Source organism: Streptomyces sp. NRRL S-118, from assembly GCF_000716335.1.
Lineage (GTDB): Bacteria > Actinomycetota > Actinomycetes > Streptomycetales > Streptomycetaceae > Streptomyces.
Genome location: NZ_JOBL01000099.1, coordinates 107,321 through 121,973, shown reverse-complemented (window position 1 = coordinate 121,973; position 14,653 = coordinate 107,321). Strand labels below are relative to the sequence as shown.

General features: G+C 73.9%; 6 protein-coding genes. All 6 read left to right on the top strand.

The annotated features are described in order from the left end of the window. Positions 1-753: 753 nt before the first annotated feature. The 6 genes from IH00_RS0100535 (at position 754) to IH00_RS0100500 (ending at position 14,591) form a co-directional block, all read left to right on the top strand. Positions 754-3,339 (top strand): serine/threonine-protein kinase, encoded by a 2,586-nt coding sequence (locus tag IH00_RS0100535; protein ID WP_234334715.1) that lies wholly within the window; start codon positions 754-756, stop codon positions 3,337-3,339. A 135-nt stretch (positions 3,340-3,474) separates the two neighbouring features. Further along, on the top strand, positions 3,475-6,315 hold the full coding sequence (locus IH00_RS0100530; RefSeq protein ID WP_031068271.1) for a protein kinase: 2,841 nt from the start codon (positions 3,475-3,477) through the stop codon (positions 6,313-6,315). 96 nt (positions 6,316-6,411) lie between these two features. Beyond that, positions 6,412-8,316 carry a serine/threonine-protein kinase gene (locus tag IH00_RS0100525; RefSeq protein WP_031068268.1) on the top strand — a complete coding sequence of 635 codons (1,905 nt, stop codon included), beginning with the start codon at positions 6,412-6,414 and terminating at the stop codon, positions 8,314-8,316. Positions 8,317-8,343: 27 nt separating this feature from the next. Beyond that, positions 8,344-10,875 (top strand): serine/threonine-protein kinase, encoded by a 2,532-nt coding sequence (locus IH00_RS39695; protein WP_420710842.1) that lies wholly within the window; start codon positions 8,344-8,346, stop codon positions 10,873-10,875. 103 nt (positions 10,876-10,978) lie between these two features. Next, the gene (locus tag IH00_RS0100505) at positions 10,979-12,661 is read left to right on the top strand and encodes a succinic semialdehyde dehydrogenase (protein ID WP_031068266.1); all 1,683 of its coding nucleotides are present in this window, start codon (positions 10,979-10,981) and stop codon (positions 12,659-12,661) included. A 79-nt stretch (positions 12,662-12,740) separates the two neighbouring features. Further along, the gene (locus IH00_RS0100500) at positions 12,741-14,591 is read left to right on the top strand and encodes a GMC family oxidoreductase N-terminal domain-containing protein (protein WP_031068263.1); all 1,851 of its coding nucleotides are present in this window, start codon (positions 12,741-12,743) and stop codon (positions 14,589-14,591) included. Positions 14,592-14,653: the final 62 nt, after the last annotated feature.

The window sequence follows — 14,653 nt, the reverse complement described above, 5'->3', positions numbered from 1 at the left end:
GGGGGGGGGGGGGGGGTGGGGGGGAGGGGGCCCCCGAGAAGGACTGGACGCCCGCTCCGAGGAGAACCGTGACCAGCACGACAGCCCGTCGCATCCTGGTCGTTCGCATGGCACGTGTCCCTTCCTCGGGGGCCATCCTGACGCACGCAGGACCCGGGAGAACCGCCGGTCCCGGAGTGAGGGACAATGGACGCTCTTCCAGGGCGGGTTACCGCATCGCGCGGGAAGCGGCAGGCGCGGGCGAGGATTCAGGGATCGCAGAGGGGACGCATGTCGGGAGCGGAGCAGTCGCGGGACGCGGCGCGGGAACCTCAGCGGGACGCCATGAAGTCGGGCACCGGACCGGACGGGGAGCCGGCCGTGCAGCCCCCTGTCGAGCCCGGTGCCGCGTCTGATGGCGAGCCCGAGGCCGGGTCGGTGGCCGGGGCCGATGCCACGTCCGGAGCGGCCGGAGCCGGGTCCCGGTCCGGGCCGAACCCCGGATCGAAGACCGGATCGAAGACCGGAGCGGATGTCGGCTCGAAGGCAGGGTCGGAGGCAGCGTCGGAGGCTGAGCGGGACGCGGCGCCGGGTGCGAAGGCCGGAGTCGTGTCGAGCGCGACGCCGGAAGCCCGACGGGCCGGCGAGGTGGTTGACGGAGCGTCGGCCGGTGCGGGGAGCCGTCCGGGCGGTACGTCGGATCACGGGGTGGGCGTCTCGCCGGTCGCAGGACCGGACGGGAAGTCCGATGTCAGGACGGGCGAGGGTGCGGCCGTGGAGTCGGGCGTCGAGCAGGACGTGAAGCGGGACGGGACCGCCGGAGCGGACGCCGCGAAGAGCGACGTGAAGAGCGACGGGAAGCGTGGCGCGAAGAGCGGCGTGAAGAGCGACGAGAAGCGTGACGCCAAGAGTGATGCCCGGAGTGATGTGAAGAGCGACGCCGAGCGGGACGGCGACGCCGGAGCGGACGTCGCCGGGAGCGGTGTGGAGCACGGCGGTACGAAGAGCGACGAGAAGAGCGGCGAACAGGGCGGGCGGGCCGCGTCGGCCGCGCAGCCCCCGGTTCCCGCGGCCCGGTCGGGGACGCGTAACGGCGGCGCCTCGCCTGCCGCACCCACCTCTTCTGCCGCACCCGCATCGCCCGAGTCGTCCGGTTCCGACGCAGCGGCTTCCGCTGCCAAGCCCGCCGTGCCCGGGGCTCGGACGGGCAAGGGCCGGGAGGACGCCGGGCAGTCGGCGGGCTCGCCTCCCGGCGCGACGCTGAAGAAGCCGACGTCCAGCGGCACGGGCCGTTCCGGCTCCGAAGCCGGCGCCGCTCCGGCCGCCCCAGCCGCTCCGGCGGCTTCCGGCACCGGCACCGGTACCGGCAGCCCTGGCGCCGGCACCGGCAGGAAGGGTCCGGTCGGCGGTACCGGCCGGGACCGGGCCTCTGCTGGCGCCCCCTCGGCCGGCCGTTCGGCGGGCGCCGCCGCGACGACCACGACGACCGAAGGGAGGCTGCTGGCCGGGCGGTACCGGCTTGGTGCGGTGCTCGGACGCGGCGGCATGGGCACCGTCTGGCGGGCCGTGGACGAGACGCTCGGCCGGACCGTCGCCGTCAAGGAGCTCCGCTTCCCGAGCAGCATCGACGAGGAGGAGAAGCGCCGCCTCATCACGCGTACCCTCCGCGAGGCCAAGGCGATCGCGCGGATCCGTAACAACGGTGCGGTGACGGTCTACGACGTCGTCGACGAGGACGATCGCCCCTGGATCGTCATGGAGCTCATCGAGGGCAAGTCGCTCGCCGACGTCATCCGCGAGGACGGCGTGCTGACGCCCCGGCGCGCCGCCGAGGTCGGGCTCGCCATCCTCGACGTGCTGCGCTCCGCACACCGCGAGGGCATCCTCCACCGTGACGTGAAGCCGTCCAACGTGCTCATCTCGGACGACGGGCGTGTCGTCCTCACCGACTTCGGCATCGCCCAGGTGGAAGGCGACCCGTCCATCACCTCCACCGGCATGCTCGTCGGCGCGCCCTCGTACATCTCGCCGGAGCGGGCCCGCGGCCACAAGCCGGGGCCGGCGGCGGACATGTGGTCGCTGGGCGGCCTGCTCTACGCGTGCGTGGAGGGCTGCCCTCCGTACGACAAGGGCTCCGCCATCGCGACGCTGACCGCCGTGATGACCGAGCAGCTCGACCCGCCGAAGAACGCGGGGCCGCTGGAGGAGGTCATCTACGGCCTGCTGCACAAGGATCCCGTGAAGCGGCTCGACGACGCGGGCGCCCGGGTGCTGCTCGACGACGTGATCCACACGCCCGAGCCGCCCGTCGTGCCGCCGGTACCGGAGCCGTCGCCGGAGGCCACGCGCGTGGTGCCGCTGCCGCCGGCGCCGGCCGAGAAGGCCAGGGAAGCGGCCGACGCGGCGGCCGAGCGGGTGCGCGGCGCCCTCCGCTCCGTGCGTAACGCCGCCGCCAAGCAGGACACCGGGCCGAAGCCGCCGGTGCAGCCGAAGTCCAGCGCTCAGGCGCCGGTGCGGGCGCCGCTCACGGATGTGGTGCCGCGCCGCACGCTCGTCGTCATCGCGGTGGTGGCGGTGCTCGTGGTGGTCGCCGCGGTCCTGGCTTTCGCCTTCGGCGGGGACGACAAGCCGGGCGCCAACGGCAAGGGCACGGCCCAGGGCGACAAGGCGGCGTCCGCAGGCGCGACCGGCGGCGACCAGGGGAAGGGCGAGCAGCAGGGCGGAGGCGCGGCGCAGGGCGGAGCCCAGCCCGGCTCCGGCGGACAGAGCGCCGGGGCGAGCGGCGGGGACCAGGGCACCGGCGGGCAGCAGAACGGCGGCGCGAGCACCGGCACCGGGACCACCACCGGAACCGGCGACGGAACCGGCAAGGCCTCCGGCGGCACCGGCAACGGCGCCGCCCTGCCGCCGGGCTACACGATGGTCACGAACGACCGGTTCCACTTCTCCATGGCCATGCCGTCGAACTTCCGCATGACCGGCGTAGCCGGGCAGAACTCCGGCGGGATATTCAGCGTGAACGGCGGGTTCCCGCGGGTGCAGGTCGACTTCAACGGCAGCCCCAAGGAAGACGCCGCCGCCGCGTGGACCGCCGCCCAGGCCGCCGTGGCCGCCACCAGCAGCGGTTACACGCACCACGGCATCAAGAAGGTCGACTACAACGGCTACCCGACCGTCGCCGACTGGCAATTCGAGCGCAACCAGGCCGGTCAGCGGGTATGGGTCCTCAACAGGGGATTCAAGGTCGACGCCCAGCACGGCTACTCGATCATGATCACCTGCAAGTCCGACGAGTGGGACGGCGCGGAGTGCACGACGCTGCGGAAGACGGCGTTCGCGACGTTCAGCCCCAAGGACTGACCAGGGCCACGTATCGTGAGAGCTCGTGGACCGTACGAAGCCGGATCGGTGAATAACTGTACGAGCATTGACCGAATATGACGGTTACGTACGATCTGTGGGACCGGGGGGACAGCACGTTCGTGGGGAGGCGTCGTGGACGACTATGCGGGGAGGGTGCTCGCCGACCGCTACCGCCTGCCCTTGCCGCCCTCTGACGAGTACGAACTCGTCGAGACGCGCGCCTTCGACACCTACAGCGGGCAGGAGGTCCTCATCCGGCAGCTGCCGTTGCCGGAGGTCGTCGACGCCGAGGTGCTGGACGCCGAAGGGGCGATCGGTACGGCCGGTACGTACGGTACGTACGGTTCCTCCGGCGCGTCGGGGCACACGTCGACGGCAGCGGCGCCGCGCAGGGCGGCGGCCGGACGGACCACGCGGCGGCCCAGTGACCCGGCCGTTCGGCGGGCCATCGAGGCCGCACAGGCCGCGGCCCAGATCCCGGACCACCCGCGCCTGGACCAGGTCTTCGACGTGTTCGCGGAGGCGGGATCGCTCTGGATAGTGAGCGAGTTGGTGGCCGCGCGCCCGCTGGCGGCCCTGCTCGCCGAGCGCCCGCTGAACCCCTACCGGGCCGCGGAGATCGGCTCGGACGTGCTCACCGCCCTGCGCGCCCTGCACGCGCACGGCTGGGTGCACCGCAACATCACCGCCCGCACGGTGCTCGTCTGCGACGACGGGCGGGTCGTCCTGACGGGCCTCGCGGCGGGCGCGGCGGAAGAGGCGCTGTGCGGTTACGTGCCGGTGCCGCAGCCGGACGACGAAACCGAGCGGGCGGAAGCCGGCCCCGGCGCCGGCCCGGACATCGATCCGGACGGCTACGGCGATCCGGACGACCACGGCGATCCGGGCACCGGTTCCGGCCGTGGCCCGGCCCTGGGGGCCGGCCCCGCGTTGCCGTACGGCACACGCCCGTACGGAACCGACTCCTCCGGCCCTTACGGGGTGGATCAGCACGGGCCCGACCGGTACGCGGCGGATGCGGAGGCCGCGTCGGACGCGTACGGCGCGGACCCGGGCAGGTCCTCCGCGGTGGACGTGCGGTCACCCCGGGCGGGGGCCATCGCCGCGTACCGCGCCGGAGTGCGCGCCGCCGCCCGCGCCGACGAGGCCGGTGCCGCCGCCGCCCTGCCGCCCGGGGGGACCCTGCCCGCCGGGTACGAGCAGAACCCGTGGCCCCGGCCCGGGATCCAGCCACCCGCCCAGCCCGCCTACGACGGCGGTTACGACGAGACCGAGGGCGAGGACGAGGACGAGGACGGCGGCCACGACGGCGAGGCGCCGCGCGCCCTGTTGACCGGCACGTGGCACGACGGCCCGGACCACGGCCCCGTACCGGCCGGCGGAACCCCCGGACGCGGCTCCGGTCACGGCGCCGGGTCCGGGTCCGGGAGCGGTGTCGACCGGCGCCCGGTCCCCGCCTACCCCGCCGCGCTCAAGGCCGACGCCCAGCGCCACGCGCGCGTGCCCGGGCAGACGCGGGAGCCGGCAACCGGCCGCGGATCCGGCCCCGGCCCCGGTACAGGGTCCGATCCCGGATCCGGTGGCGAGTCCGGTCACGCAGCAGGCTCCGGCAGCTGGGACGAGGTCGTCGCGGCCGGGCGTCCCGCCGCCCCGTACCGCGGTCCCGCGACACCGCTGGCGGCCGAGCGCGCCCGCCAGACGAGGATCGCCGTCGTGGGAGCCGTCACCGAGCGGTGGGCCCCCGAGCAGGCCGGTCCCGTGCACGGCAACTGGCAGCTCGCACCGCCCATCACTCCCGCCACCGACCTGTGGGGGCTCGGCGCGCTCCTCTACCGCGCCGTGCAGGGGCACGCGCCGTACCCCGAGGAGAGCGCCGCCGAGCTGGTGCAGATGGTGTGCGCCGAGCCGCCCGCGTACGCGGAGGAGTGCGGCCCGCTGCGCCCCGTGGTCGAGTCGCTGCTGCGCCAGGACCCCACCGAGCGCCCCGACTTCGAGGAACTGCGCGGCTGGTTGCGCTCGCTCATCCGCTCGGCGCCGGAGCCGGACGCGGGCACCGCCGTCGTCCCGATGCCGTCCGTCGTCGACGACACCCGGCTGCCCATCGTGCGCCGCCGCGGCGAACTGGTGCGCAAGAGGCGCGGCGGTGCCGCCGTCCAGGGGCGCCACCGCCACAAGAAGCCCAAGCCCGCCCGCGGGCCGAGAGCGGCCCGGGAGCACACGGGCGTCCCCCGGGAACACCCCCGGGCGCCCGCTGTCGGCCGGGCACCCAAGGCGCTCGGGCGAACGCTCCTGATCGTCATCCTGCTCGCGCTGGCCGCGGCCGTGGCGTACGCCGTGCTGTTCATGCCCAAGGCCGGGACGGAGGACCGCCGGCCGAGCGGCCATGGTGCCCCGCAGCCGCCCGCCACCGCCCCGGGGACGACCGGTCCCACCGCCCCGTCCCGGCCCACCGCCTCGGCCACCGGGCCGGCCAGCCAGGCTCCCTCACCGAACGCCGACACGCCGACCGCGCCCGCCCTGGCCGCCGGTTACGTGCTGAAGGAGGACCCGGAGGGGTTCCGGATCGGTGTGGACGCGACGTGGCGGCGCAGCCCCATCAACGACGTGGGCCAGGTCCGCTATACGGGCGGTGACTACGCGCTCGTCGTCGTCCCCGGCCGTGACACCGTGCAGGCCAACGGCAGCGACCCCCTGGAGTACCAGCGCTCCAAGGAGCGTGAGCTGCAGCCGTGGCGCGACTCCTCCTGGGCGTCCGTCACCGGAATGCGCCGCGTCGACGTCGGACAGCAGGTGATGGCGGAGGGTCAGTTCACCTGGCAGGACACCAACGGCCGTGAGGTGTACGTCCGTAACCTCGCCCTCGTGGTCGACGGCCGCTACCACGTCATCCAGGTCATCGGCCCGGACGGCCAGCGGGACAAGGTGACCGAAATCTACGAACAGGCCGTCACCGCCTACCGCGTCACCCGCTGAGTCCGCATCACGGAGAGGTCTCCGTGGCGCCCCCGAGGTTTCGCCCCGGTCACCACCCTCCGTAACCTTGGCCTCCTGAGCAACGGGCGGGGGCAAGTGGAACACTCCAAGGACACGGCTGCGGGTCTGGTACTGGCCGGGCGATACAGATTGGCCGAAAGCATCGGTCGCGGTGGCATGGGCAAGGTCTGGCGCGCCCATGACGAAGTCCTGCACAGGACCGTCGCCGTCAAGGAACTGACGGCGGGCAAGTACGTCTCCGAGGCGGACCGGGTCGTCCTGCACGCCCGTACACAGAAGGAAGCGCGCGCCGCCGCCCGCATCAGCCACCCCGGGGTCGTCACCGTCCACGACGTGCTGGAGCACGACGCCCGCCCCTGGATCGTCATGCAGTACGTCGACGGTCCCTCCCTCGCCGACGCCGCCAAGGAGGCCGAAAACCGCCGTATCGAGGCGCGCGAGGCGGCCCGCATCGGACTGCACGTGCTGGGCGCGCTGCGGGCCGCGCACGCCGCCGGGGTGCTCCACCGCGACGTCAAGCCCGGCAACGTCCTGCTGGCTCGCGACGGCCGGGTGCTGCTCACCGATTTCGGGATCGCCGCCATCGAGGGCGACTCGACCATCACCCGTACCGGAGAACTCGTCGGGTCCATCGACTACCTGGCGCCCGAGCGGGTACGGGGCGGCCGCCCCGGGCCCGCATCCGACCTGTGGTCGCTGGGAGCCACGCTGTACGCGGCGGTGGAGGGCACCTCGCCCTTCCGCCGCTCGTCGCCGATCAGCACCATGCAGGCCGTGGTGACGGAGGAGCCCCAACCGGCGCGGTACGCCGGGGCGCTGGAGCCCGTCATCACCGCGCTGCTGCGCAAGGACCCGGCGGACCGCCCGGACGCCGCGGAGACCGAGCGCATGCTGCTGGAGGCCATGGAGGGCCGCACGCCGGCCGCGGCCCAGGCGTACGTGCCGACGCAGCGGGTGGACGAGGCCGACCGTACGGCGGCGACGAAGGTCCTGGAGGACGCGGGCGCCTCGACGCGGCATGACAGCGTTGCCTCCGGCCCCGGCAAGGCCCGGACCGGCACCGGTTCGGGCGCCGATGGCGAAGCCGACGCCGGTGCCGACGCCGACGCCGACGCCGAAGCGAGCGGAGCGGTCCGAGCAGGCAGCACGGGGAAGGGGGCGGCAGGCGGGGCCCGGAAGGCGAAGGCGGCCGGCGGTGACGCGGGCGGGCCCTCCGGCTCCGGCAGGGCCGCCGCTCGCGGCAGCTCCGCCGACGGGGGCCATGCTCGCGCGGGCGCGGCTGCCGCGGACGACGCACACGCCCACGGGGCCTCTCCGGCCTCAGGCGCCGCTCCCGCCGCGACCGCGACGGGCAAGGACGCGGGGAGCGTGCCCCGGTGGCGCATGGCCGCTCTCGTCGTGACGCTCGCCGCCGTCGTCGGCAGCGCCGCGGGGTTCGTCGTGACGCTGTACGGCGGCGACGGCACGCTCGCGGGCGACCCGTCGGGCCGGACCTCGACCGGTGATCCTTCGGTGGCCACGTCCGTGCCGGACGGCTGGGAACGCGTCAAGGATCCGGAGGGTTTCAGCCTTTTCGTGCCGCGCGGGTGGAAGCGCCGCCTGGACGGCAACCAGATCGACTACACCCCCGACAACGGCCGCCACCGCATCCGGATCAGCAAGGATCCGGCACCGGACTTCGAAACCCCGTGCCTGCACATGCTCGACATCGAGAAAGGGCTCAAGAAACGGCTGCCCCAGTATGCACGGAAGCAGCTGCAAGCGAACACGTTCCGTGATCAACTGGAATCCTGTCTGTGGGAGTTCACCTGGGTGGAGACCAAGGACCATCCGGGGAAGCGGCACGCGATCGACCAGGTGTACTACACGGACGACGGAACCGAGTACGCGCTGTACATGTCGTCTCCGGCCGAGGACTGGACGACCACTCGGAAGCAGTTCGACACCGTGCTGCGCGGCTGGCGTCCCGCCGAGGAGTGACCTCGGCGCAAGCAGAGGGGATGTGCCGTGTCCGGACTGGGACAGCAGCGGCGGATCGCCGGTCGTTACCGGCTCGAATCCCGGCTCGGCCGCGGCGGCATGGGAACCGTCTGGCGGGCGTTCGACGAGTTGCTCGGCCGCCGCGTCGCCGTCAAGGAGATCCACGTCGACGCCGGCACCGCCCCGCACTCCTCGCTGCGTGAGGCACGTGCCGTCGCCCGCGTGCACCACCCGAACGTCATCTGCGTCCACGACGTGGTCGAGGAGGACGGCACCCCCTACATCGTGATGGAGCTGGTCGAGGGCGTCTCCCTCGCCGAACTGCTGGCGCTCCGGGGCCCGGTCGACGCGACGGAGGCGGCGCGCATCGGACTCGCCCTGCTGGGCGCGCTGCGCGCCGCGCACGCCCTGGGGGTGCTGCACCGGGACCTCAAGCCGGCCAACGTCCTGCTGGAGGACGGCACCGGGCGGGTCGTCCTCACCGACTTCGGCATCGCACAGTTGGCAGGTGCGACGACGCTCACCGAGGCGGGGATGTTCGTCGGCTCCCCCGAGTACACCGCCCCCGAGCGCATGCAGGGCGCGCAGGCGGGGCCGGAGACGGACCTGTGGTCGCTGGGCGCGCTGCTGTGCGCGGCGCTGACGGGCCAGTCGCCGTTCCACCGGGACTCGCTGGGCGGCGTGCTGCACGCGGTCGTCGAGGAGGACGTCAGGACACCGGCGGCGGCCGGACCGCTGCTCCCCGTCGTACGGGCGCTGCTGGAGCGCGACCCGGAGCGCAGGATGCGCGCGGCGGAGGCGGAGCGGCTGCTGGAGGCGTACGTCGTCACGGGGACGACCCCGCTGTACCGGCCGGACCCCGGGCACCGCCCCGACGCCGACCGCCCCGACCGTTCCGAGCGCGCCGACCGTTCCGAGCGCGCCGGTCGTGCCGGCCGGGCCGGCCGCAGGGATCGCGGGGGCCAGCGGTACCGGTGGAACCGCGCGCCCAGAGCCGCCTCCGAGCCGGAGGAGTCGTCGCCGCGGGGCCGGCAGCCGTCCCAGGACGCCGGGCAGGAGCATCAGCGGTCCCAGGACCATCCGTCATCCCAGGAGCAGCAGGAGTCCCAGCACTTCCCGCCATCGCGGCGCCCCCCGGACCCCGAGCGGCCCGAGAGGTCCGGGCGCTCCGCGCGTTCCTCGCTCCCCTGGCCGTCCCGGCGCTCGCAGCGACAGGAGCCGTACGGGGCCTCCGAGTCGTCGCGGGCGCACGAGCCCCCTGATTCCTCCGAAACGTACGAGCCCTACGAGTCGTACGAACCGTACGGGCCGTACCAGCCGTACGGGCCGTACGGACCTCGTGCGCCGTACGACGACGACGCCGCGACCGCGGCCGGCCCGGCCTCTGACGGCCCGTACGCGTCACCGGCCGCCCCCGCCCCGCCGCCGTCATCCGCCGCGCCCACTCCGTCCGCCCCTCCGGACCCGTCCGCCCCTCCGGACCCGACTGCCCTGGCCACCCCGTCGGACCCGTCGTCACCGGCCGGCCCATCACATCCGTCCGCTCCGTCCGCTCCGTACGCGCCGTCCACCCGGGCCACGCCGCAGGCACCGGCACCCCCGTCCGTACCGTCCGCCCCCGCCGACCCCCGCGACCCGACCGAGCCCACCGCGCCGGCGCCGACCGCATCCTCTTCCGGACCCGGACCCGGACCCGGACCAGGCCCAGGGGCCGCCGCGGCCGCGGCCGACGCCGCGACGGTGGCCGCCGTGAGGGCCGCCACCGCGGGAGTCGCGGCAGGAACGACCGCGGCCACGGCCGCCGTTGCCGCCACGTCCCCCACCACCCGGACCCGTACGCAGCCGGCGCGGAGCCCGGCACGCACTCCCGTCATCGCCGCCGTCGTGCTCGCCGCCGCCCTTGCCGGGGCCGGCGGGGCGGCCCTGCTCCTCGTGCGCGAGGACCTCGTGAACAACCGCGGCGGCAGCCACGCCGTGCCGCCCGTGACGACGGTCACCGCCTCCCCCCAGGAGAGACCCACGTCCTCCGCCGCCCCCGCCCCCGCCCCTTCGCCGACCCGGAATCCGGCCCCGGCCCCCGCCCCGACCCGGTCCACGCCGGTTCCCGCCGGGTACCGAGCCGTCGTGGACCCGGGCGGCTTCTCGCTGATCGTCCCCGAGGGGTACCTCCGCAGCACCGACGGCAAGCGCGTCTACTACATGTCGCCCGACCGGGCGGTGCGGATCGGTGTCCGCATCGGGCAGCCCGTCACGGGCGGCCCGCTCGCGGCCATGCGCCGCTCCCATGCCGACGGCCCGGTCGACAACCCCGGTTACCGCGCGGCGAAGGTCACCCCCACCACGTACAACGGTCTGCCCGCCGCGCTGCGCGAGTTCACCTGGGACGGCTTCCCTGCCGCCCGGGGAGCGCAGGGCGGCCCCCGGCGCACGTACGACATCTGCTGGGACGAGGGCGGCCGGACGTACAGCGTGTGGGTCTCGGCGCCGCTCGCGCGCCTCGATGAGCTCAAGCGCCATTTCGACACCGTGCTGGACTCGTTCCGGGTGCGGCAGCCCTGATCAGGGCTTATTTGCCAGCGTTCACTGGCGTGGTGTGAGTGGTCGGTGAAAAGCTGTTACCGGCGGGTACCGCGCGGGTGTCATTCCGAATACCCTCGCCCCCATGACCGACACGACGGACTCCACGGCAGGCTCCACGACGAACGCGCAGACCGCCCCCGCTGCCCCCGCAGGTACGAAGCCGGACGGTGCGAAGCCGATCGGTACGAACCCGGTGGCGCCCGCCCCGGCCGGTGCGCGCACCGCCGCCGACGTGGTCACGCCCGAGGTGGTCGCCCAGCTCACCCGAGGAGTCGTCGGCTCCGGCCGGACCGCGAACCACTCGCCGTTCACCGGCAAGCAGCTGGCGGAGCTGCCGGAGTCCACGCCCGAGGACGTCGCCGAGGCGTTCGCGCGGGCCCGTGCCGCCCAGCCCGTATGGGCCGCGATGCCGGTGCGCGCCCGCGCCGCCGTCCTGCTGCGCTTCCACGACCTGGTGCTGGAGCGGCAGGCCGAGGTGCTCGACCTGATCCAGCTGGAGACGGGCAAGGCGAGGCTGCACGCCCACGAGGAGGTCCAGGCCGTCGCCGTCGCCGCCCGCCACTACGGCCGCCGCGCCGCCGCGTACCTGAAGCCGAAGCGCCACACCGGTGTCGTGCCGACGCTCACCAAGGTGACCGAGCTGCGCCAGCCGCGCGGGGTCGTCGGCCAGATAGCGCCCTGGAACTACCCGCTGGAGCTGTCCGTCGGCGACGCGCTGCCCGCCTTCGTCTCCGGCAACGCGGTCGTCATGAAGCCCGACACCGAGACCGCGCTCACCGCTCTGTGGGCCCGCGACCTCCTCGTGGAGGCCGGACTCCCGGCGGAGGTCTTCCAGGTCGTCCTCGGCGAGGGCCCGGTCGTCGGCCCCGAGGTCGTCAAGCACGCCGACTACGTCTCCTTCACCGGCTCCACCCGCACCGGCCGCGAGGTCGCCCAGGGCGCCGCCGCCCGGCTGGTCGGCGTCTCCCTCGAACTGGGCGGCAAGAACGCCATGCTGGTCCTCCACGACGCGGACGTGGAGAAGGCCGCCGCGGGCGCCGTCCGCGCCTGCTTCTCCTCCGCCGGACAGCTCTGCATCTCCATCGAGCGGCTGTACGTGCACGAGTCGATCGCGGACGACTTCGTGGAGCGCTTCGCCGCCCGTACGAAGGCGATGCGGCTCGGCAACTCCCTCGCGTACGGCGCCGACATGGGCTGCCTGGTCGGTGAGCGGCAGCTGGAGACCGTCACCCGGCACGTCGAGGAGGCCGTCGCCAAGGGCGCCACGGTCGTCGCGGGCGGCGTCGCCCGTCCCGACATCGGCCCGCTGTTCTACGAGCCGACCATCCTGGAGGGTGTCCAGGAGCCGATGGCGGTGTGCGCCGAGGAGACCTTCGGCCCGGTCGTCTCCCTCTACCGCTTCAGGGACGAGGACGAGGTCGTGGAGCGCGCCAACGCCACCGCGTACGGCCTCAACGCCAGCGTCTGGACGAAGGACGGCCGCCGCGGCCACGAGATCGCCGCGAAGCTGCGCACCGGCACGGTCAACATCAACGAGGGGTACGCCCCGGCGTACGGCAGCGTCCAGTCGCCCATGGGCGGCATGAAGGACTCCGGGCTCGGCCGCCGGCACGGCTCCGAGGGCATCCTCAAGTACACCGAGGCCCAGACGGTGGCGCAGCAGCGGCTGATGCCGCTCGCGCCCTCGTTCGGCATGGACGACGAGAAGTACGCGGAGTTCATGAGCCGCAGCCTGCGGCTGATGAAGGCGCTCCGCTTCCGCTAGGGGCGCCGCCAGGAGCCCGGAGCCGCCGCACGCCCCCGGCGACCGCCCGTTTCAGCACCTTTTGGTACGAGGAGAGTCCATGTCCCAGGTCCCCCCTGCCCAAAAACCGACCGACACCGACGACGCCACGCACGTCGCCGGCCACGTCCCCGGTGACGACGACCACGAGTACGACTACGACGTCGTCGTCATCGGCTCCGGTTTCGGCGGCTCGGTCTCGGCCCTGCGCCTGACCGAGAAGGGCTACCGCGTCGGCGTCCTGGAAGCCGGCCGCCGCTTCACCTCCCGGACGCTCCCCAAGAACTCCTGGGACCTGCGCAACTACCTGTGGGCCCCGGCTCTCGGCCTGTACGGGCTGCAGCGCGTGCACCTGCTCGGCAACGTGATGGTGCTGGCGGGCGCCGGGGTCGGCGGCGGCTCCCTCAACTACGCCAACACCCTCTACGTACCGCCCGCGCCGTTCTTCCAGGACAAGCAGTGGGCGTCCATCACCGACTGGCAGGCGGAGCTGGCCCCGTACTACGACCAGGCCAAGCGCATGCTCGGCGTACGGCTCAACCCGACCATGACCCCCTCCGACGTGCACCTGAAGGCCGCCGCCGAGGCGATGGGCGTCGGCGACACCTTCCACCTGGCGCCCGTCGGGGTCTTCTTCGGCGACGGCAAGGACGCCGACGGCACGGCGAAGGCCAAGCCGGGGCAGCAGGTCGAGGACCCCTACTTCGGCGGCGCGGGCCCGTCCCGCCGCGCCTGCACCGAGTGCGGCGAGTGCATGACGGGGTGCCGGCACGGCGCGAAGAACAACCTCACCGAGAACTACCTCTACCTCGCCGAGAAGGCCGGGGCCGTCATCCACCCCATGACCACGGTCACCGCCATCACGGAAGCACCCTCCGGCCGGGGCTACGCCGTCTCGACCGTCCCCACGCACCGCCGCCGCAAGTCCGCGCCGCGGACGCTGCGGGCCCGGTACGTGGTCGTCGCCGCGGGCACGTACGGCACGCAGACCTTGCTGCACCGGATGAAGGACGAGGGGAAGCTGCCGCGGGTCTCCTCCCGCCTCGGCGAGCTCACCCGTACCAACTCCGAGGCCCTGGTCGGCTCGCAGACCACCGATCGCCGCTACCGCAAGCGCCACGGCCACCGCCGGGTGGACTTCACGCAGGGCGTGGCCATCACCTCGTCGATCCACCCGGACGCCAACACCCACATCGAGCCGGTCCGCTACGGCAAGGGCTCCAACGCGATGGGCTCGCTGTCCATCCTCCAGGTGCCGTACGCGGAGCGGCGGGTGCGGGCCTGGCTGGGCAACGTGGCCCGCCACCCGTTGCTGACGATGCGCTCGCTGTCCAACCGGCGCTGGTCGGAACGGACCATCATCGGGCTGGTCATGCAGTCGCTGGACAACTCGCTGACCACGTACCGCAAGCGGGACGGCCTGGGGAAGGGCCTGCTCACCGCCCGCCAGGGCCACGGCGCTCCCAACCCGAAGCAGATCCCCGAGGGCACGCGCGCCGCGTCCCTGCTGGCCGAGGAGATCAACGGCTTCGCCGGCTCGAACGTCGGCGAGCTCATGGGCACCCCGCTCACCGCGCACTTCCTGGGCGGCTGTGTGATCGGCGCGTCCGCGGAGGACGGCGTCATCGACCCGTACCACCGCCTCTACGGCCACCCGGGGATCTCGGTCGTCGACGGCGCGGCCGCCTCCGCGAACCTCGGGGTGAACCCGTCCCTGACCATCACGGCGCAGGCGGAGCGGGCCATGTCGTTCTGGCCCAACAAGGGCGAGGAGGACCCCCGCCCGGCGCAGGGCGTCGCGTACGAACGCCTGGCCCCGGTCGAGCCCAAGTCCCCGGCGGTCCCGGCGGAAGCCTTCGGGGCCCTGAAGCTCCCGTTCCTCGGCATCCCGGCGGTCCCGCCCAAGCCGTGACCGCACATGCGAGAGGCGCTGCACCCCCCTCCGAGCGCAGCGCCTCCCGTGTCCGTGGTACC